Source organism: Streptomyces sp. CB02056, assembly GCF_001905545.1.
Taxonomy (GTDB): domain Bacteria; phylum Actinomycetota; class Actinomycetes; order Streptomycetales; family Streptomycetaceae; genus Kitasatospora.
In genome coordinates this window covers 427,090-448,197 of record NZ_LIPD01000007.1, presented here as the reverse complement: position 1 = coordinate 448,197, position 21,108 = coordinate 427,090, and the positions used below count along the sequence as shown (strand labels likewise).

12 protein-coding genes are annotated in these 21,108 nt (G+C 74.6%); 6 read left to right on the top strand and 6 right to left on the bottom strand.

The window, feature by feature from the left end; genetic code table 11:
• Positions 1-4: 4 nt before the first annotated feature.
• The 5 genes from AMK13_RS20840 to AMK13_RS20820 all read right to left on the bottom strand — a co-directional run bounded on the left by AMK13_RS20840 (position 5) and on the right by AMK13_RS20820 (position 7,668).
• Positions 5-3,967, bottom strand: coding sequence for a Pls/PosA family non-ribosomal peptide synthetase (locus tag AMK13_RS20840; RefSeq protein WP_079272321.1), 3,963 nt, complete (start codon positions 3,965-3,967; stop codon positions 5-7).
• Positions 3,968-4,357: 390 nt separating this feature from the next.
• Complete coding sequence (locus tag AMK13_RS20835) at positions 4,358-5,224, bottom strand: NmrA family NAD(P)-binding protein (RefSeq protein WP_074003599.1); 867 nt, start codon at positions 5,222-5,224, stop codon at positions 4,358-4,360.
• On the bottom strand, positions 5,221-5,709 hold the full coding sequence (locus AMK13_RS20830) for a hypothetical protein (protein WP_074003598.1): 489 nt from the start codon (positions 5,707-5,709) through the stop codon (positions 5,221-5,223). Before AMK13_RS20830 ends, AMK13_RS20835 begins: the two co-directional genes overlap by 4 nt.
• 114 nt (positions 5,710-5,823) lie before the next feature.
• Positions 5,824-6,345, bottom strand: a complete 522-nt coding sequence (locus AMK13_RS20825; RefSeq protein ID WP_241852973.1) for a MarR family winged helix-turn-helix transcriptional regulator — start codon at positions 6,343-6,345, stop codon at positions 5,824-5,826.
• Positions 6,346-6,402: 57 nt separating this feature from the next.
• A complete protein-coding gene (locus AMK13_RS20820) occupies positions 6,403-7,668 on the bottom strand; it encodes an FAD-dependent monooxygenase (RefSeq protein ID WP_074003596.1) in 1,266 nt (421 codons plus the stop codon).
• Between the two features lie 210 nt (positions 7,669-7,878).
• On the opposite strand from AMK13_RS20820, the gene AMK13_RS20815 reads away from it, so the two are divergent.
• From AMK13_RS20815 to AMK13_RS20805, 3 genes are all read left to right on the top strand, one after another.
• Positions 7,879-8,484 carry a TetR/AcrR family transcriptional regulator gene (locus AMK13_RS20815; protein WP_074003595.1) on the top strand — a complete coding sequence of 202 codons (606 nt, stop codon included), beginning with the start codon at positions 7,879-7,881 and terminating at the stop codon, positions 8,482-8,484.
• A 407-nt stretch (positions 8,485-8,891) separates the two neighbouring features.
• Positions 8,892-10,511: an alpha/beta hydrolase gene (locus AMK13_RS20810; RefSeq protein WP_198959396.1), complete on the top strand. Its 1,620-nt coding sequence runs from the start codon at positions 8,892-8,894 to the stop codon at positions 10,509-10,511.
• 364 nt (positions 10,512-10,875) lie between these two features.
• On the top strand, positions 10,876-12,498 hold the full coding sequence (locus AMK13_RS20805) for an FAD-dependent oxidoreductase (protein WP_107418797.1): 1,623 nt from the start codon (positions 10,876-10,878) through the stop codon (positions 12,496-12,498).
• 123 nt (positions 12,499-12,621) lie between these two features.
• Here the strand turns inward: AMK13_RS20805 and AMK13_RS20800 are convergent, their stop codons facing one another.
• Entirely contained in the window at positions 12,622-13,353 is a 732-nt protein-coding gene (locus AMK13_RS20800; RefSeq protein ID WP_049656422.1) for an ABC transporter ATP-binding protein, read from the bottom strand.
• 430 nt (positions 13,354-13,783) lie between these two features.
• Here AMK13_RS20800 and AMK13_RS20795 point away from each other — a divergent pair, with 430 nt between their 5' ends.
• The 3 genes from AMK13_RS20795 (at position 13,784) to AMK13_RS20785 (ending at position 21,106) form a co-directional block, all read left to right on the top strand.
• Positions 13,784-17,140 (top strand): ABC transporter permease, encoded by a 3,357-nt coding sequence (locus AMK13_RS20795; RefSeq protein WP_074003594.1) that lies wholly within the window; start codon positions 13,784-13,786, stop codon positions 17,138-17,140.
• Positions 17,137-19,983, top strand: a complete 2,847-nt coding sequence (locus AMK13_RS43615; RefSeq protein WP_074003593.1) for a hypothetical protein — start codon at positions 17,137-17,139, stop codon at positions 19,981-19,983. Before AMK13_RS20795 ends, AMK13_RS43615 begins: the two co-directional genes overlap by 4 nt.
• A gap of 133 nt (positions 19,984-20,116) precedes the next feature.
• On the top strand, positions 20,117-21,106 hold the full coding sequence (locus tag AMK13_RS20785; RefSeq protein WP_074003592.1) for an ABC transporter ATP-binding protein: 990 nt from the start codon (positions 20,117-20,119) through the stop codon (positions 21,104-21,106).
• Positions 21,107-21,108: the final 2 nt, after the last annotated feature.

Sequence of the window (21,108 nt, the reverse complement as noted above, 5' to 3'; positions counted from 1 at the left end):
GTGGTCACGGCGTGCTCTGCCACGCCTCGATCGGGTTGCCCAGCCACCGCGTGTCGGCGGGGACGGACTCGGCGCGCATCACCAGCGAGGCCGGGCCCAGCGTGCTGCGCGCGCCCACCGTGCTGCCGGGCAGCACGATGCCGCCCGGGCCCAGGGTGGCGCCCTCGCGGAGGACCACAGTATCCATCCGCATGATCCGGTCGTGGAAGAGGTGCGTCTGCACCACGCAGCCCCGGTTGATGGTGACCCCGTCGCCGAGGGTGACCAGGTCCGCCTCCGGCAGCCAGTAGCTCTCGCACCAGACCCCGTGCCCGACGTGCGCGCCGATCGAGCGCAGCCACAGGTTCAGCACCGGGGTGCCCGGCACCGCGCCGACCAGCCACGGCACCGCCAGCATCTCCACGAAGGTGTCCGCCAGCTCGTTGCGCCACACGAAGCCGCTCCACAGCGGGTGCTCCACCGCCCGGAACCGCCCGACCAGCAGCCACTTGGCGGCGGCCGAGACCAGGCAGGCCAGGGCGCCGGCCGCCAGTAGCACCAGGCCCGACAGCAGCGCGGCGGTCAGCGGCGAGCCGGCCGCCAGCCAGGACAGCGCCGCCGCGGTCAGCAGGCCCAGCGCCGCCGAGGCCAGCACCGGCACCAGCCGGGCCACCTCGACCAGCCCGCGCGCCCACAGCAGCCGGGCCGGCGGCTCGTAGGTCAGGCTCTGGTCGGCCAGGTCCGCCGAACGCGGCAGCCGCATCGGCGGCATGCCCAGGTACGAGCCGCCCTTCTTCGCCTTCGCCGGCGTCGCCGACAGCACGCCCACCAGGCCGCGCTTGGGCACCGAGCGGCCCGGCGCGGTCATCCCCGAGTTGCCGAGGAACGCCCGCTCGCCGACCTTCGCCTCGCCGAGCCGCACCCAGCCGCCGCCGAGTTCGTACGGGGCGATCAGGGTGTCGTCGGCCAGGAACGCGCCGTCGCCGACCGTGGTCAGGCTGGGCAGCGCCAGCACCGTGGACACCTCCGCGCCCCGGCCGACCCGCATCCCGAGGGTGCGCAGCCACAGCGGCGTGACCAGCCCGGCGTAGAGCGGGAACAGCACCTCGCGGGCCCGGTCCATCAGCTGGGTGACGGTCCACGCCTGCCAGCCCACCCGGCCGTGCAGCGGGTGCGTCCCGGGCACCAGGCCGGTGCTCAGCAGCCGGACCAGCACCACCAGCTGCGCCGCGTACACCGCGCCGAACGCCAGCGTGGCGGGCAGCAGGCCGAGCAGCGCGCCGCCGAGCGCCGGGCCGAGCGCCGCGCCCTGGTCGACGAACCGGGACAGCACGGCCAGCGCGGCGAGCGCCGGCAGCGCCGGCAGCAGGCCGAGCACGGCACCGCTGGCGCCGTACAGCGAGGCCCAGCGGGCCCGGCGGGCGGGGCGCTCCTTGGGCCAGGCGCGTTCGGTGCGGCCCAGCTTGACGGCGGGCGCGCCGCCCCAGCGCTGGCCGGTCGGCACCTGCCCGGTGACGCTGGAGCCGGCCGCCACCTGGGCGCGCTTGCCGACCCGGGCGCCGGGCAGCAGCGTCGACCGGGTGCCGACCACGGCACCGGAGCCGATCTTGACCTGGCCGATCAGCAGCCGGTCGCCGTCCAGCCAGTAGCCGCACAGGTCCACCTCGGCCTCGACCGCGCAGCCGCGGCCCAGCTTCAGCATCCCGGTGACCGGCGGCAGCGAGTGCAGGTCCACCTCGGGCCCGACCTTGGCGCCCAGCGCCCGGGCGTAGCGCGTCAGCCAGGCGCCGGACAGCGAGTCCGCGCCGCTCAGCTCGGCCAGCCGCTCGGCGGTCCACAGCCGCAGGTGGACGGAGCCGCCGCGCGGGTGGCTGCCCGGGCGCACCCCGCGCAGCAGCAGCCGGGCGCCGCCCGCCGCGACGGCCAGCCGGCCCGCCGGGGTGTACAGCGCGAGCGCGCCCGCGCCGACCCACCACCAGGAGGCGGTCGGCGCCCACGGGTAGTCGCCGAGGTGGGTCAGCAGGTTCCCGGCGGCCAGCAGGGCGACCGTCCAGCGCAGGCCGACGACGGTGAACAGCGGAACCAGCAGGAGCAGCTGGAGCAGCTTGGCCCTGGTCGGCACCAGGGCGACGGTACGGGCCTCGGCGCTCTCGCCGGCGGAGCGCTCCAGGTGCCGGGCGAGCTTGCGCAGCGTCGGGTGCTGGTAGATGTCCAGCACGGCCGCGCTCGGGTAGCGGGTGCGCAGCAGGGTGGTCAGCCGGGCGGCGGCCAGGCTGCCGCCGCCGATCGCGAAGAAGTCGTCGCGCGGGCCGCCGACCCGCACGCCGAGGATCTCCGACCACTGCTCGGCCAGCCAGGCCTCGGTGCCGTACAGCTCCTCGCCGGGGCCCGCGTTCTCCAGCTCGGGCAGCGGCCAGGGCAGGGCGGCCCGGTCGACCTTGCCGGAGGTCCGGGTGGGCAGGGCCTCGACGGTCGCCAGCAGCGGCACGAGGGCGGCGGGCAGCTCGGCGCGCAGCCGCTCGACGGCCTGCTCGCGGTCGAAGCCGTCCTGGACCACCAGGTAGCCGACCAGCAGCTGGTTGCCGCCGCGCGCGGTCCGGACGGCGGCCGCCGCGCCCGCCACGCCGGGCAGGGCCTGCAGGGCCGCGTCGACCTCGCCGAGCTCGATCCGGCGGCCGCCCAGCTTGATCTGCTCGTCGGTGCGGCCGAGGAACAGCAGGCCGGCCGGGTCCGCCTGGACCAGGTCGCCGCTGCGGTAGGCGCGCTCCCAGCCCAGCGAGGGCAGCGGCGCGTACTTCTCGGCGTCCTTCTCCGGGTCGAGGTAGCGGGCCAGGCCCACCCCGCCGATCACCAGCTGCCCGGTGCCGCCGGGGGCGACCGGCAGGCCGGCCTCGTCCACCACGGCGAGGTCCCAGCCGTCCAGCGGCAGGCCGATCCGCACCGGGCCCTCGCCGGTCAGCAGGGCGGCGCAGGCGACCACGGTGGCCTCGGTGGGGCCGTAGGTGTTCCACAGCTCGCGGCCCTCGGTGACCAGGCGCTGCACCAGCTCGGGCGGGCAGGCCTCGCCGCCGAAGATCAGCAGCCGCACCTCGTTGAGGGCCTCGGCCGGCCACAGCGCGGCCAGGGTCGGGACGGTGGAGACCACGGTGATCTCCTGCTCGGCCAGCCACGGGCCGAGGTCGGCGCCGCTGCGCACCTGGGAGCGGGGGACCGGCACCAGGCAGGCGCCGTGCCGCCAGGCCAGCCACATCTCCTCGCAGGAGGCGTCGAAGGCCACCGAGAGGCCGGCCATCACCCGGTCGCCGGGGCCGATCGGCTCCTCCTGGAGGAAGAGCGCGGCCTCGGCGTCCACGAAGGCGGCGGCGTTGTGGTGGGTGACGGCCACGCCCTTCGGCTTGCCGGTCGACCCGGAGGTGAAGATGATCCAGGCGTCGTCGGCGGGGGTGGGGCGGCGCTCCAGGGCGGGAGCGCGTTCGCCGGTGGTCGCCAGGCCGCGTCCGGCGCCGAGCACGGCGGCGACGGCGGCCTCGCCGAAGACCAGCTCGGCGCGCTCGTCCGGGTCCTCGGCGTCCACCGGGACGTAGGCGGCCCCGGCGGCGAGCACCGCGAGGATCGAGACGTACAGGTCGTTGGTGCCGGAGGGCACGCGCACGCCGACCCGGTCGCCCGGGCCGATCCCGGCGGCGGCCAGCCGGCGGCGCAGCTGCTCGACCTCGGCGGCCAGCGCGCGGTAGCTGAGCACGGTGCGCCCGTCGTCCAGGGCGGGCTCGTCGGGGTGGGCGGACACGGTGGCGTCCAGCACGTCGACCAGGGTGCGCGGGGCGGCGGCCGGGCGGCCGGGGAACAGGGCGAGGGCCGGCTCGGCCTGCGGCACCGGCGCCTGGGCGGGTTCGGCGTGGGGCGTGGACCCCTGGACGGGGTCGGCGTGGGGCGTCGGATCCTGCGGTGGCGTGGGGTACTGCTCCGGGTAGCTCGGTTCAGCTGTCATGGCAGCCGTGCGCTCCTCGTCCTCGCCCCGTTCCGACCGATGCCCGACCCCTGGGGCGGTGGGGGCACCGCCTGATCGGGTGACCCCACTCCGGGGCCGGAGCGGACAACCCGACCGATGGTAGCCCCGGCGCGGCGACCCGGCAGGAGCGGACGCACGGCCCAACTGGCGCCGGAGTGGCCGAATCTGACGCTTCATCAGTCAATAACTGAGCCCCGTTGGAACCCATGTGACGAGGTGTCAGTGAAATTGACGGATCGTCAGGTCGATTCTTCGACCGTGATCCACGCCACAGCGAATGCTGCTCCCTTCGGGTGGCGGGCCGTCGGCGGGCCGGGTTTCGAGCTCGGCCCCTTCGGTCCGGTCCCGGCCCGCCGTACGGCCCGGCGGTCAGCGGAACCGGTGCAGGTTCTCGCCGAGGAAGGCCTCCAGGGTGCGCGGAGCGCGTCCGGCGAGGCGGAGGAAGGTGTCGTCCGGCGTCTCCTTGCGGACCACCGCGAGCCGCTGGATCTCCACCACGTGGGTGGCCAGCCAGTCCGGCATCCCGGCCCGGCCGACCAGGTGGGCGTGCAGCTCGGACGGGCCCAGGTCGAGGTAGCGGACCGGCCGGCCGAGCAGCTCGCCCAGCAGCGCGGTAAGCTCCGGGTAGCTGTAGGCCCGCCCGCCGGTGAGCGGATAGGTGCCACCGGCGAGCTCGGGGCGGGTGAGCACCTCGGCTGCCGCGTCCCCGATGTCCCGGGCGTCCACGTAGTTGCAGCGCGCCTGTCCCAGCGCGCCGTGCACCACTCCGGCGGCGGCGATGCCGGGCGCCAGGAGCAGCAGCTTCTGCATGAACGCGTACGGCCGCAGGACGGTGGTGGTGATGCCGGAGGAGCGCAGCCGCTCCTCGATCAGGTGGTGGCCGCGGGAGACGGCGACGGGGGAGTCCGGCTCGGCGGCGGGCGCGGAGACCTTGACGATGTGCTCCACGCCGCAGTCGACCGCCGCCTCGATCGCGTTCAGCTCGTACCGGACCTGCTGCGGGCCATTGGCCATGGTGAGGAAGAGCTGGTGCGCGCCACGGAAGGCCGCGCGCAGGGAGGCCGGGTCGGCGGCGTCCGCCGGGAGGGTGGCCGTGCGGGCGAGGGTGCGCTCGTCGAGTGCGGCGGCCAGCCGGGCGGGCTCGCGGCTGAGGGCGCGGCTCGGTGCGCCGAGGGCGGCGAGGCTGCGGAGGGTGGCGCCGCCGGTGGCGCCACCGGCGCCCATGATGACGATCATGACGTCTGCCTTTCGGGGAGGGGTGCGGTGGGGAGTCGGTGCTGTGCCGTGCGGGCCGGGCGGCTGCCGCGCCAGTGCCAGGTGGTGATGGTGGCGGCGATCGCCGAGGAGACCGGCAGGTCGACCGGGAGCCGGTGCGGCCACGGGCTGGCGGCCAGCCGGGGGACCTGCGGCAGCCAGTGGGCGGCGGCGAGGCCGACGGCCAGGCCGAGCGCGGCTCCGGCCAGGCCGAGGGCGGCGGCCGCGAGGGCGCGCGGGGTCCGGGCCGGCCGGGTGCGGACGGGGCGGCGGCGCAGTGCGGTGCCGAGTGCGGCGGCCACCAGGGCGGAGGTGCCGCCGATGGTGGTGAGCGCGGCGGCCACCAGCTGGGGCTGGCCGGTGACGGCTCCACCGGCCCCGGCCATGGCGGCGGGCATGGCGTAGGCGAGCAGGACCTCGCGCCACAGGATGAAGGGCGGGGGAGCGCCGGGGGCCTTCTTGCTCATCGGAGCGGATGTCCTTTCGTTGGTAGTTAGGTACCTAAGTATTTGTGCTTAGGTACCTAACTATTGAGGCTGAGAGGAGGCGGGCCACCGAACGGCGGCCCGCCTGGGTGCGGATCAGTCCTCGGTGAGCGCGTCCATGCCCGCGACCACCCGGCCCAGCAGGTCCAGGAAGGTGGCGCGCTCCTCGGTGGAGAGCCCCCCGACCAGCGCCTGCATCCGGGCGAAGTGCTCGGGCGCCAGCTCCCGCAGCCTGTCGGCGCCCCGCGCGGTGAGGATCACCACGTTGCCGCGGCCGTCCTCGGTGGACGGCCGGCGGGCCACCAGGCCCTCCCGCTCCAGGCCGTCGACCAGGCCGGTCACCGTCGCCCGGGAGACGCCGAGACTCGCCGCGAGCTGGGAGGGCGACTTCTCGCCGCCGTGGTCCTCCAGGTCCGCCAGTAGTCGGTAGCGGCCGGTGGAGAGGCCGAAGCGGCCGAAGTGCACCTCGCCGGCCTGGTTGATCCGGGCGCCCGCCGCCATCAGCCGGGTCGCGACCAGAATCGCCTGCGGATCGGCCGAGAGGCCGTAGCGGGCGATCTGGCGGCGCGCCTGGTCGAGGCTGGGGGCGGTGGGACCGCCCGCGGAGTACTGGGTCACGAGAAGTAATATGGCGCCTAACTTGATTCCGCGTCAAGCGGGACGATGGGCTTGTGCCTAGGCGGCACGCGGAGCGATCCGCGGCGGCGTCCAGTCGGCGTGCCGCAGGACGGTCCGGACCATCGCGCCGGGCGGGGTGAGCCGGATCGCGGCGTTGCGCAGGCCGACCGCCAGGGGGTGGGCGAGCTGCTGGCCCATCCGGCCGGCCCGGCGGGCGTCCCGGGCCACGGTCTGGCTGCGCGGACGGCGGGCCGCGTCGTACCGGGCGAGCGCGCCCTCGACCGTCCGGGCCTCGGCGAGCGCCGCCGCCAGGGTCACCGCGTCCTCCAGGGCCTGGCAGGCGCCCTGGCCGAGGTGGGGCGTCATGGCGTGCGCCGCGTCGCCGAGCAGTGCGACCCGCCCCGAGACGTAGGAGGGCAGCGGGGTGGTCAGCTCGTTGATGTCGTGGTGCAGCACCGCCTCCGGCCGGGTCGCGGCCAGCAGCGAGGGGATCGGCTCGTGCCAGGGCGCGAAGCGGCGGCGGACCTCGGCCAGCGGGTCCCGGTAGCGGACCCCGGCCGGGGCGTTCAGGACCGCGTGCCACTCGGCGGTGCCGTCCGGGAAGGCGATGTGGCCGAACTCGGCGCCGTGCCCCCAGGTGATCTCGAAGTCGGCCCTCAGCCCGTCGACCGGGCGCTCGGTGATCGCCCGGAGCACCGTCGAGCCGCTGTAGACCGGCCCGGGGTGGTCGGGGAAGAGGCGGCGCCGGAGCCGGCTGTTGAGGCCGTCGGCCGCGACCAGGAGGTCGGCCTCCAGGAAGTCGGCCTTCGGGCGGTCGGAGTGCTGGGGGTCGGCGTGCCGGGGGTCGGTCTGCCGGGGGTTGGCCTGCTGGGTGTCGGTCGCCGGGGTGGTGCCGCCGAACCCGACCCGGACCCGGAACGGCCGGGTGGTGTCCAGCTCGGTCACCTCGGCGCCGACGATCAGGGACTCGGCGGGCAGCGCCTCGCGCAGGATGCGGTGCAGAGCAGCGCGGGGGATCCCGACGATCGGGGCGCCCAGCTCGCGTTCCAGTGCCGCACCGTCCATCGCGGCGAGCCGGCGGCCATCCGGCGTCCGGGTGCCGCCGGTGTACTGGCGGCGGGCGGCAGCCTCGACCGCCTCGCCGACCCCCAGGGCGGCGAGCGCGCGCATCCCGTTGGCGGCCAGCGAGATGCCGGCGCCCGCATCGTCCAGGACGGCCGCCCGCTCGACCACGGTCACGTCCCACCCCGCCAGTCGGAGCCCGATCGCGGCCGCCAGTCCGCCGATGCCGCCCCCGACCACCACCGCGCTGCTGCTGCTCATGCCCGGTCCTTCCCGTGTTGCCGCGCTGCTTTCTACATCTGTAGAAGGAGCGTACTACGGGGCTGTCAGCAGGTGGACGGGGGTGGGGGCGGGGCCGCCGGGGTCCGCCGGGGTCCGCCAGGGCGGTTCGGGGTGGTGGGGTGGCGGTCGGCGGTCGGCTCGGACCGAGGTGGTGCGCGCCGGGTGCCGCGGCCCCGGTAGAAAGGAGGGATGCGGCGACACGAGGACCAGAAGCGGGACGATGCGGGGCGGCCGGACCGCCGGACGGTGTTGGCGGACGCCGCGATCGGGGTGCTGGCCGACCTCGGGGTGCGCGGACTGACCCACCGGGCGGTCGACGCGGCGGCCGGGCTGCCGGTCGGAACCACCTCGGCCTACCTGCGGACCAGGCAGGCCCTGCTCACCGCGCTGGTGCGGCGGCTGGTGGAGCTGGACCAGGGCGAGCTGCACGCCATGGGGGAGCGGGTGCCGGTCCGTTCGTCGGAGGAACTGGCCGACGGCATCGCCGAGTTGATGCGGCAACGACTGTCCGGCGACGGGCGGCGGCGCTCGCTGGCCCGGTACGCCTGCGCGGTGGAGAGTGTGCGCGATCCCGAACTGCGCGAGATCCTCGTCCCGCGGGAGAACGCCGGGCGCGCCGCCGTTCGCGCGTTCCTCGCCGACCAGGGCGTGAGCGACCCCGACGGGCGGACCACCACACTGCTGGCCTGCGTCGACGGCCTGGTCTTCGAGCACCTGGTGGGCGGCGGCGAGCCCGGTGTCGACGCGATCCAGGGACTGGTGGCGGCCGCCCTGCGGGGAGCGGCCGCGAGTTGAGGCGTGCCGCTCCTCGCCGGCGCGACCCGGCTCGCGCCTGCGAGGCGTGGGACCATCTCCCGTCCACGGGCCGCCGAGCACCGGCGGGGAGCGCCGTGCCCTCGATGCCGATCGCGCAATAGCGGGAGCCCCTGGGTGTTCGGCCGCGCGGGAAATCCGCGCCCTTGTCGGCTGCGCAGACCCCCCGCCGGACGCCGCCCGCCCCCCACCGAACCCGGACGGCCGACGGCCGATCGGCAACGCGGGATGACGAAATCTCAGGTCAATCAACCGTCAAGTTGGTTCATTCACAGAATATTTCGCGATGTGTCACATCGCGGGTGGATGATTTACGCCGCTCCCAGGTCTTCCCACGGAGATCTCCGACTGACAGGCTGGGGCCGCCCTTTCAGTACGGAGGAGGTTCCTTGTCCCGCATATCCACGCTGGCCGGAGCGGTCACCTGCGCTCTCGCACTTGTCACCGGCACCGCCGCCGCCGCTTCGGCAGCGCCTATTGACCAGACCCCGAGCCTGGCCGAGGCGAAGGTCGATCCCGTCGCCTGGACGCCGTGCAACCCCGACCCGACCAAGCCGGACCCCGGCATCTACGACTGTGCCGTCTACCCCGTGCCGCTGGACTACGACAAGCCGTCGGGCGAGAAGGTCGGCATCGCGATGATGCGGCGGCGGGCGAGCGACCCGTCGAAGCGGATCGGCTCGCTGTTCCTCAACCCGGGCGGCCCGGGCGGCAGTGGCTACCTGTGGGCGACGACCGCCCGCTTCGGCACCGAGGTGCAGTCGAAGTTCGACCTGGTCGGCTTCGACCCGCGCGGCGTGGCCCGGAGCAACCCGCTCAAGTGCTTCAAGACCCAGGAGGACGCCGACGCGGTCACCAACCGCATGGTCGGCGTGCCGGTCACCAAGGCCGAGATCAACGAGACGCTGGACGCGGACCAGGACTACACCGACGCGTGCAGCAAGAACGCCGGCCCGCTGATCGAGCACATGTCGACCATCAACGTGGTGCGCGACCTCGACCGGATGCGCCGCGCCGTCGGTGACGCCCAGCTCACCTTCGCCGGGTTCTCCTACGGCACCCTGATCGGTTCGACGTACGCCAACATGTACCCGAACAAGGTCCGCGCGATCATCGTCGACGGCAACGTCGACCCGAACCTGCGCCTGCACAACGGCCTGGAGTACGACCGCCAGCGGGCGAACGGCTTCGAGCTGGCCCTGGACGAGTTCCTCAAGCGCTGCCAGACCGCCGGCGCCCCGCGCTGCGCCTTCGGCGAGGGCGACACCCGGGCCAAGTTCGACCAGCTCCGCGACCACCTGCGGACCAGCCCGATCACGCTGCCGAACGGCTCCAAGGTGACGCTGAGCAGCTTCACCGGCGAGGTGGCCAGCGCCCTGTACTCGCAGGCCAAGCTGGCCCCGCTGGCCAAGTCCCTCCAGGCGACCTACCAGGTGTTCCAGAAGCCGGCCGCGGCCGCCCTGCTGGCCCCGCAGGCGAACGTCTCGGACGAGGACGCCAACCTGCTCTCGGTGGACGTCCCGCGGACGGCGCTGCGGGAGGCCCCGGTCGACTCCGAGTACACCGCGGACGACTCCTACATGGCTGTCAACTGCCAGGACAAGCCGTACCCCTCCAACGACCGGGTGTTCGCGAACGCGGCCAAGGCCTGGGAGAAGGAGATGCCGACCTTCGGCCGCTACCAGGCCTTCGACGCGCCCGCGTGCGCGAGCTGGCCGGCCCCGGCCCGGGACGCCGAGCGCTTCTCCGGCCCGTGGAACAAGAAGACCTCCAACACCGTGATGGTGATCGGCAACCTCTACGACCCGGCCACCCAGTACAAGTTCGCCCAGCGGATGCAGCAGGAGCTGGGCAACGCGGTGCTGGTCAGCGTCGACTCGATCGAGCACTGCGCGGTCGGCCGCAGCCAGGCGCTGAACAAGATGGTCACCCGCTACCTGGTCGACGGCACCGCGCCGGCGGCCGGCCAGCTGCTGAAGCCGGACGCGGAGATCTTCCCGGCGGTCTGACGGAACGGCCCCCGGTGACCCGGGGGAGGGTTTGACGGTCGTGGTGGTCGGCGGTGCAGCCGACCACCACGACCGTGTTTTCCGGGCGAGTTCCCGGAGGGCCGGGAGGGCCCGGAGAACGCGGAAAATGCGGAGACGGATCGTCATCGAACCTCCCGTGGAGCGGATTCCTGCGATTCGTCGGCGACCATAGCCCATGCCACTGACAATGGGATTCCGGTGTCATGGTGACGGTCAAGACCAGGTCGGACCAGCAGGAATGACGTACTGTCACACTTTCCATTAACCGATTCCCGTGGCCGGATATCCGTGTTAGCGTGCGGGCCGCCGGCTTCTCTCGGACTCGGGAAAGTGGGGACGGAACATGCGGTACGAATTCTCCCGGCGGGGATTCCTGGGCGGTGCCGGCGCGGCGGCCGCCGGGATCACCGCCGCTTCCACGGGCGCGGCGGCGGCCGAGGGCGCGCGCCGGGAGCTGCCGAAGGGGCGGTCGGTGCTGCCCGGTGACCCCCGCTACCAGACCCTCGCCCAGGGCTTCAACCAGCGGTGGAGCAGCAGTCCCGCCTACATCCGGCTGGTGGGCGACGAGGCCGACGCGGTCGCCGAGGTGAACCGCGCGCTGGACGCCGGGCTACGGCCGACGGTCCGCGGCGGCGGGCACTGCTACGAGGGTTTCGTCGACAACGACCAAGGCGTCATCCTCGACCTCGGCACGATGCGCGGCGTCGCCGCCTCGACCGACAAGTTCGGCCGGCCCACCTACGGCGTCGACGGCGGCGCGACCAACTGGGACGTCTACACCACGCTGTTCCGCGAGTACGCCGTCACCCTGCCCGCCGGGTCCTGCTACTCGGTCGGCGCGGGCGGGCACGTCTGCGGCGGCGGGTACGGCCTGCTCTCCCGGCGGCACGGGCTCACCGTAGACCACCTCGTCCAGGTCGACGTGGTCACCGTCCGGGGCGGCCGGGCGGTGGTGACGAAGGCGCACCGCGAGGACGCGCCGGGCTCGCCCGAGCAGGACCTCTTCTGGGCCCACACCGGCGGCGGGGGCGGGAACTTCGGGGTGGTGCTGCGCTACCACTTCGCGTCGGACGTGCCCCAGCCGCCGCCCCGGGTCTGGCTGAGCAGCGTGGCCTGGCCCTGGGCCGAACTGCTCCGGCGGCCGGCCGACTTCGAGACCCTGGTGGCCAACTTCGGCGCCTTCATGGCCGAGCACAGCGGCCCGCGGGAGGCGGTGTACCAGGGGCTGTTCGCCATCCTCAAGCTCACCCACCACTCCAACGGGAACGTCGTCCTGTTCAGCCAGTGGGACGGAGCGGACCCGGCCCCGCTCGACGCCTTCGTGGCCGCCGTCGAACAGGGGATGACGACGCGCGCGGTGGTGCAGACCCGCTCGGCCGGCGGGCTGTTCCTGCCCTACCCGGACAAGCGGCGCCGGATGCCGTGGTTCCAGGCGACCATGACGCTCAACCCCTCGGGAGACAACGAGCGGGGCAAGCACAAGTCGGCCTACCACCGGGCGCCGTTCGCCCCGGCGCAGATCGCCGCCTTCTGGGACTGGCTGACGCGGGACGTCGAGGGGGCGGACCTCTCGAACACGGTGGTCCAGATCGACTCCTACGGCTGCCGGATCAACGCCCGCCGCCCCGAGGAGACGGCCGTCCCGCAGCGCGACTCGATCATGAAGCTGCAGTACCAGACGCACTGGACGGACCCGGCCGAGGACGAGGAGCACCTCGCCTACCTGAGCGGGCTGTACCGCGACGTCTACCGGGAGACGGGCGGTGTCCCGGAGGTCGACACCGCGACGGACGGCGCCTACGTCAACTACCCGGACACCGACCTGGGCACCGCCGACCAGCCCGACCCGGACTACCCGCGCCTCTACTACAAGGGCAACTACCCACGGCTGCAACGCACCAAGGCCTACTGGGACGGGGAGGAGGTGTTCCACCACGCCCAATCGATCGTCCCGGCCGGGCCCTGAGTCCGAGCGCCGGCGCCCCACGGGGGCGGGGAGGCACCCCGCATCCCCACCCCCGTAAAGCAGTCCTGTCACGCGCACCCGTAGCGCACACCGGGATCAGCCCCGGGGCCCGGGCCCGTTCCGCTAGGCGGCCTGCTCCGCCTCCTCCTCGACGATCCGTCCGTCCCGGACCTCGATCACCCGGTCGGCGAGCCCCATCAGCGTCGGGTCGTGGGTGGCGACCAGCACGGTGACGCCCTCGCTGCGCACCACCGCGCGCAGCAGCTCCATGATCGAGCGGCCGGTCTCGGAGTCCAACTGACCGGTCGGCTCGTCGGCGATGATCAGGCTGGGCTGGTTGGCCAGCGCACGGGCGATGGCGACGCGCTGCTGCTGGCCGCCGGAGAGCTCGCCGGGGCGCTGGTTGGCGTGGTCGGCGAGGCCGACCAGGGCGAGGAGGGTGTGGGCGCGCTCCTCGCGCTCGGCGGCCGGGGCCTTGCGCAGCCGCAGGGGCACGCCGACGTTCTCGGCGGCGGTGAGCATCGGGATCAGCCCGAAGGACTGGAAGACGAAGCCGATCCGCTCCCGCCGCAGGGCGAGTCGGCCGTCCTCGTCCAGCGAGGCGAGGTCGATGCCGTCCAGCGCGATGCTGCCGCCGGTCGGTGCGTCCAGGCCGCCGACCAGGTTCAGCAGGGTGGTCTTGCCGGAGCCGGACCGGCCCTTGAGCGCGGTGAGTTCACCACGGCCGACGGTGAACGAGACGCCGCGCAGGGCGTGCACGGTCCGCTCACCGGTGCCGAAGCTCCGGCGGAGGTCGGTGACGGCCACCATCGGCTGGGTGGTGGTGTCGGCGGTGGCGGCCTGAGGCTGCGTCATGCGGCGTCCCCCTGTGGGCGTGGCGGCCCGGTTCCATCCGGGTCCCGTCCGGTTCTACGGATATGAGTGCTCCGGCGGTTCACGTTCCCGGGCGGGAATCCGAGAAGTCGGTGTCCCGGGCCAAAGGAGTGCGCCGAAGCCGGATTTGTGAGGTGTTCATGGCATTTCAAGTAGGGCATCCCCGGCCGGGATGCTACCAATGAAAGGAATTTGCTCACTGCTTACTTGATTCGCGCAAGTCCCTTCCGTTCCTGGATCGAATCTGACAGCATCGTCCGCTATCCGGCGACCGATAGCCGGTGATCAATGCGCCGGTGTGCCCGCGGTGTGTCCATCTGTGACCGATCTGCACGCGGATCGGCACTCGGATCGGACCGACGAGCGGGGCCCGGGGATGCAACCGGGGACGTAAGTCCGGGGGAGGAACCTGATGCTCGGCTTCGTCGTGCGCCGACTGCGCGGACGAGTGCCGCTGGCTGCCGCCGTCCTGCTCGCGGTGCTGATCACCACATCCGTGCTGACCGCCTTGGTCGCCTTCAACAGCAGTGTCGGCGAGGCCGGCCTGCGACAGGCGCTCCAAGGGCCCGGTCACGCACGAACCACGGTGACGGTGACCGGCGAGCACGGACTCGACCAGCGGACGAAGGACGAGGAGGCGCTCGCCTCCTACCGGCAGAAGCTCTTCGGCGACCTGCCCGTGCACACCGACAGCGTGATGCGCAGCCGCTCCTACAGCCTGCCCGGCTCCGGGGGCGCGGCGAACGGCAGTGCGGCGAACGGCAGTCCGGCCAACGGCACCGCGGCGAACGGCAGCCCGGCGAGCGGCACCGGCGCAGCCGGCGCCTCCGCCGGCCAGGCCCCCGGCGCCCAGCTCGACCTGACGGTCCTCGCCGACCTCGACCGCGGCCGGGTCCAACTGGTGGCCGGCGCCTGGCCGGGCGCCGCCACCGGGCCGGCCCAGTCCGCCGCCCCGGAGGCCGCCGTCCCGCAGAGCCTGCTGCGCCGGCTCGGTCTGACCGAGCAGGCCCTGCCCGCCGAGGTCCGGCTCGTCGACCGGAACGACAGCAAGCCGCTGACCGTCCGGATCACCGGCGTCTACCGGGCCACCGACCCGGCCGCCCCGTACTGGCGGATCGACCCGGTCGGCGGCCACGAGATCGAGGTCGCCGGCTTCACCACCTTCGGCCCGATGATGGTCGACCAGAGCGCCTTCACCACGGCCGGCCTGGTCCAGAGCAGCCGCGGCTGGTCGCTGGACGCCGACTTCTCCGGCGTCGACCGGGCCGCCGCGCAGGCCGTCGGCGACCGCGCCCAGCGCCTCTCCGATGAGCTGCGGACCTCCGGTTCGCTCGCCGCGAAGACCGAACTGCCCGACATCATGCGCGAGTTGTCCGACAGCATGGTGGTCGCCCGGTCCACCCTGTTGATCGGCGCCCTCCAGCTGGCGGTGCTCGCCGCGGCGGCCCTGCTGCTGGTCGTGCACCTGATCGCCGCGCGGCAGGAGTCCGAGAACGAGATGCTCGCCGCGCGCGGCGCCTCGGCCGTCCGGCTCGGCTCCTTCACCGCCCTGGAGTCGCTGCTGCTGGCCCTGCCCGCGGCGGTGTTCGCGCCGCTGCTGACCCCGTTCCTGGTCCGCGCGCTGGCCGGCCTCGGCAGCGCCCACCAGGTCGCCCTGGACACCGGCATCAGCTGGTCGCTCTGGCCGGTGGCCGTGGTCTGCGCGTTCGCCTGCATCCTGCTGGCCACCGTGCCGAGCGTGGTGCGCGGCGTCGGTGCCGCCCTGCGCCGCCGGGCCGGCCGCCGCCAGGCGGTGGTCTCCGGCGTCGCCCGCAACGGCGGCGACATCGCCGTGCTCGCCCTGGCCGCCCTCGCTTACCAGCAGCTCGACCAGTACGGCGGCGGGCTGTCCCCCGACTCCACCGGCCGGCTGGACGTGGACCTGCTGCTGGTCGCCACCCCGACCCTCGCCCTGTGCGCCGGCACCCTGGTGGTGCTGCGGCTGCTGCCGGTCGTCGCCCGGCTCGGCGCCCGCGCGGCGGCCCGGGGCAGCGGCCTCGGCCCCGCCATGGTCGGCTGGCAGCTGGCCCGCCGGCCCGGCCGCGCCACCGGCCCCGTCCTGCTCCTCGTCATGGCCGTGGCCACCGGTGTCCTGGCGCTCGGTCAGCACGCCACCTGGACCGCCTCCCAGCGCGACCAGGCGGCCTTCGCCACGGCCGGCGGCCTGCGCATCTCCGGCTCGCACAACGCGCCGATGGGTCAGGGCGGCCGCTACGGCAGCCTGCCCGGCGGCGACCGGCTGGTCGCGGTGGTGCGCGATGAGCAGCCGCTGCAGGGCGGCTCCGGCCAGCTGATGGCCGTGGACGCCGCCGCCTTCGCCGAACGCGTCCCGGTCCGCTCCGACCTGCTCGACGGCCGCACCGGTACGGAGGTCTTCGGCTCGCTCGCCTCCCCCGCCCCCGCCGGCATCCCGCTGCCCGGCAGCCCGCTGCGGATCGACGCGGACATCGCGGTGAGCCAGCAGGAGCCGAAGAACTCGCGGTTCACCAGCGTCCCGATCCAGCCCGAGGTCCGGCTGCTGCTGCGCGACCGCTTCGGCCTGGTCCACAAGGTCCCGTTCGGCGAGCTCCCGATGAACGGCCAGGTCCACTCCTCGATCCGGCTCGGCGCGCTGGTCGACGCCCCGGTGGGCTCGGTCGCCGCCCCGCTGACAGTGGTCGGCGCGAACGTCGCCTTCGGCGACCGCAGCGAGGGCGAGGTCACCCTGCGGAACCTGGCCGTCTCGGACACCGCCGACGGACCGTCCACCGCCGTCCCGGTGCCGTCCGGTGCCGGCTGGACCATCAAGCCGCCGGAGTCCCGCAACGGCGCGGGCGGCTCGCCGGTGGCCGCGCTCGCCTCCGAAGCGGCCGCCCCCGACAGCCTGTTCACGGTCCGCTACCACCCCGCGGGCGGCATCGGAGACCCGATCCGCGCGGTGCTGAGCCCGACCGGGGCGCCCCTGCCGGCCGCCGTCAACGGCGTCGCCACCCACGACTACCTGAAGTCCGTCGGAGCCTCCGTCGGCGACACCCTCCAGGTGCCGTTCAGCGGGGTCGTCGTCCCGGTCAAGGTGACCGGCGCGGTCGAGGCCCTCCCGGTGGCCGGCCAGCGGGCGCTGCTGCTGGACCTCGGCTCGGTCGCCCGGATGCTGTCCGTCCAGGACCGCAACCTGCCCTCCCGCACCGAGTGGTGGCTGCCCGCCACGGGGCCGGGCGACCGCATCCCGGCCGAGGCCGCCGCCGCCCTGCGCGGCGCGCCCGGCAGCCAGGACCTCGCGCTCTACGAGGAGGTCTCCGAGGGCCTCCTCGGCGACCCGGTCGGCGCCGCCCCGCAGAGCGCGCTGATGGCCATCGCGATCGTCACCGCCGTGCTCGCCGCGATCGGCTTCGCCGCCGCGGTGGCCGGTTCGGCGCACGAGCGCTCCCGGGACTCCGCGCTGCTGCTCGCCCTGGGCGCCCCGCGCAAGCAGGTCACCCGGACCGTCGCCGCCGAGAACGCGGTGCTGGTCGGCCTGGGCGGGATCGTCGGCCTCGCCCTCGGAGCCCTGCTCGTCCGGCTGATCGTGCCCTTCGTGGTGCTGACCCCGGCGGCCCGCCGCCCGGTGCCGGAGGCCCTGGTCGAGCTGCCGTTCGGTCAGGCGCTGCTGTTCGCGGGGGCGATCGCCGTCGTCCCGCTGCTGTCGGCCTTCCTGATCGGCCGCCGGCGTCGAGACGTGGCCGCGCGGCTGCGCCACGTGGAGGAGATGTGACCACCAAGGCCGGCACCACCGTGCCCACCCACGCGCCGCCGCCGGCGCCCGAACCGGCGCGGGCCCACCGGCCCGCGCCCTGGGTCCGCACCCGGCTGCGCGCGATGCCGCTGGCCGCGCTGCTCACGGCGGCCCTCGCGCTCGTCACCGTCTTCCTGGCGGCGGCCTTCCCGCGCATCGCGGACCGGAACGCGGACAGCGCGCTCCAGGAGTTCACGCGCGGCCTGGGCACCAACGTCACCAACCTGGAGGTCACCTCCGGGCTGGCCCCCGGCGACGACGGCGCCGCCCTCGAAGCCCTGCAGCGGAAGTTCGACGCGCAGATCGGACGGCAGCTGCCGCTGAGCGCGTCCGCCCAGGTCCACGGCACCCGGATCAAGACCGAGCGGAAGATGTTCAACCCGGGGTTCACCCGGCTCTCCGACCGGGCCGTCCCGGGGCTCGGCCTGTTCTACCTGCACGGCCTCGCCGACCGGGCGACGCTGACCGCGGGCACCTGGCCGGGCCCCGCCCCGGTCGACGGCCCGCTGCCGATCGCGCTGAGCCAGCAGGCCGCCGAGGCCATCAACATCAAGGTCGGCGACGTCATCGAGAGCGGCACCGACGGACCGGTCGCGCTGCGCACCACCGTGACCGGCCTCTACCGGGTCAACGACCCCCAGGACCCGTTCTGGGAGGGACTCGGCTGCCCGTCCAGGGCCTGCCTGGGCGTCAAGGGCGAGGACGCGTGGTACTGGACCAGCGGCTTCGTCGACGGCGGCAGCCTGACCGCGCTGGCCCGCTGGGGTTCGAGCGGCCAGAACTTCTGGCGGCTGCCCGTCGACCCCGGCTCGCTGCGCGCCGACGAGCTCGACCACACCCGCGAGGTCCTCGGCTCGTACACGGCCGGCCCCGGCATGACCGCCCTGATCGACGCCACCCTCCGGGCCGACCTGCACGCCACCTCGCTGATGCCGGACGTCCTCGCCCGGGCCACCGCCCGCTACCAGGCCGCGGCCCCGCTCGGCGCCATCGGGCCGGCCGGTGTCGCCGGCGTCGCGGTCGTGGTGCTCTGCCTGGCCGCGGCGCTCAGCACGGACCGGCGCACGGCCGAGATCCGGCTGCTCCAGGCCCGCGGCGGCTCGCGCACCGGGGTGCTGCTGCGGCTGCTCGGGGAGGGCGCGGTGACCGTGCTGCCCGCCGCCGTGCTCGGCACGGCCCTCGCGCTGGTGCTGCTGCCCACCCCGCGCTGGGGCACCCCGGTGCTGCTGGCGCTCGCCGTGACCCTGCTCGCGATCCTGGTCTTCCCGGTCCGGGCCGCGCTGCTCTGGGCGCGCCCGCGGGCGGCCGGCGGCTGGCGCCGGATGGTCGGCGAACTCGCCGTGCTGGCCGTCACCGCCGCGGCCGTGGCCGAGGTCCGACGTCGCGGCGTCGGCCACCCCGGTAGCGGCGTCGACCCGCTGCTGGTGGCCGCCCCGCTGCTGCTCGCCGTCTCCGGCGGCCTGCTGCTGGCGAGGATCGAGCCGGTCGTGGTCGGCTGGCTGGCCGCACTCGCCGGCCGCGGCCGCGGCCTGGTCGGCTTCCTCGGCCTGGTCCGGGCCGCCCGCGACAACTCGGGCCGGCGGCGGCCCTCCGCGCTGCCGCTGCTCGCCCTGCTGATCGCCGTCACCGCCACCGGCTTCGGGGCCACCGTGCTCGACACGGTGGACCACTCCCGGGCGCGTGCCGCGCGGCTCTCCACCGGCGGCGATGTGTCCGTCTCCGTCCCGCTCTACGCCAACCTGCCGGAGGCCTTCACCAAGGCGGCCGGCGAACTGCCCGGCGTCCGGGCGGCGACCGGCGCGTGGATCGAGGAGCGGGCCACCTTCGTCGGCGCCGACCGGGAGACCGCCGAGGCCGTCCTGGTGGTGGTCGAGCCCGAGGCCTACGCGGAGATCTCCCGCACCGTCGGGGTCGGCGGGTACGACCCGGCCAGGCTGACCGCCGCCCCGGGCGGCAAGGACGGCCCGGTCCCCGCGCTGTTCAGCCGGGACCTGGCCGCGCACCTGGACTCGGGCGCACCGCAGGTGCGCACGCCCTCCGGCAGCCAGATGGCCACCAGCGTCGCGGGGATCGTCACCGCCACGCCCGCCTTCCCGGACCCCGGCAAGCCCTTCGTCGTGGTGCCGGCCGGCCCCGCCGCGGAGCACCTGCCGGAGCTCAAGCGGTCGAACCGGGTGAATAAGTGGTTCGCCGTCGGCGACGTCGATCCGGACCGGGTCCGCGCCCTGCTGCGGGAGCGCGCCATCGGCAGCGGCGAGCTCCTGGGGCGCGTCGCCAAGCTGATCGACGCGGAGGCCACGGCGGCCGGGAAGACCACCGCCGGCCTGCCCCCCGGCTACGTGGTGCACAGCAGCCGCGAGAAGATCGCCGAGCTGGCCGGCGACCCGGTGCAGCACGCCGCCGGGCGGCTGTTCTGGTACTCGGGCTTCGCCGCCGCCGGCTTCGCCCTGCTGGCCGTGCTGCTGACGCTGCTGCGGGCCGCGCCGGACCGTACGGCGGTGCTCGCCCGGCTGCGCACCATGGGCCTGCGGCCCCGGCAGGGCCTGGTGCTGATCATCGCCGAGGCGCTGCCGCAGACCCTGGCGGCGGCCGTCGGCGGCGGGCTGGTCGCGCTGGCCGCGGTCGCCCTGCTCGGGGGCGCCTTCGACCTCTCGGCGCTGGTCGGTGCCACCGTCGGCGAGACCCTGGCCCCGGCGGTGCTGCCGGTGCTGCTGCCCACCGCCGGTCTGGCCCTGGTGGTCGGCCTCGGGGTGGTGCTGGAGACCCTGGTCGCCGGCCGGCGCCAGATCGCCACCGAACTGCGAGCGGGGGAACGGCAATGAGGCCGGCACGGATAGCGGCGGACCCGCCGGGAGCGGCGGGCGGGGGCGGTGCACGGGCCGTGACAGCGGCCCGGTCCGCCGGGACAGTGGAGAGCGGTGCGATGAAGCAGACAGTCGAGACAGGAGACCACCGGTGAAGAGCACTCCCCAGGAGCGGACGGTCGCCGAGGCCCCCAGCCTCCAGGAGCTCCAGCAGCGGGCCCTCGCCGCCGCCTCGCCCAAGGCGTACGGCGAGGGAGCGGCCATCGTCTGCGACCGGCTGGTCCGGATCTTCAGCGCGGAGGGGGTCGAGGTCCAGGCGCTCCAGGGCCTGGAGCTGACCATCCGCCAGGGCGACCTGGTCGCCCTGGTCGGCGCCTCGGGCAGCGGCAAGTCCACGCTGCTCACCATCCTCGCCGGGCTGGACGTGCCGACCGCCGGCACCGCCACCGTGGCCGGCTGCGACCTGCTGGAGATGTCGGTCAAGGAGCGGCTGCGCTACCGGCGCGAGGTGGTCGGCTTCATCTGGCAGCAGACCGCCCGCAACCTGCTGCCCTTCCTCACCGCCGCCGAGAACATCGCCCTGCCGATGCAGCTGCGCGGTCGTCGTTCGGGCGCCGGCGGGGCCCGGCAGCAGGCGGCCCGGGTGGCGGAGCTGATGGAGGCGTTGGAGATCGGCGAGCTCGCCCACCGCAAGCCCAACGAGCTCTCCGGCGGCCAACAGCAGCGGGTGGCGATCGCGGTGGCGATGGCCAACAACCCGCCGGTGCTGCTCGCCGACGAGCCCACCGGCGAGCTGGACTCGGAGACCGCCGGGATCATCTTCGAGTCCTTCCGCACCGTCAACCGCGAACTGGGCGCCACCGTCGTGATCGTCACCCACGACCCGATGGTCGCGGGCGAGGTCCGTCGCACGGTCGCGATCCGGGACGGGCGGACCGCCAGCGAGGTGCTGCGCCGCACCGTGATGGACGAGCACGGCGAGGAGTCGGTGAACGAGCGCGAGTACGTGATGCTGGACCGCAGCGGCCGGGTGCAGCTGCCGGTCAAGTTCCTGGAGTCGCTCGGCATGGAGCACCGGGTGGCGGTCGATCTCGCCGCCGACCACATCGAGGTCCGGCCGGACGACATCGCCGGGCACTGACC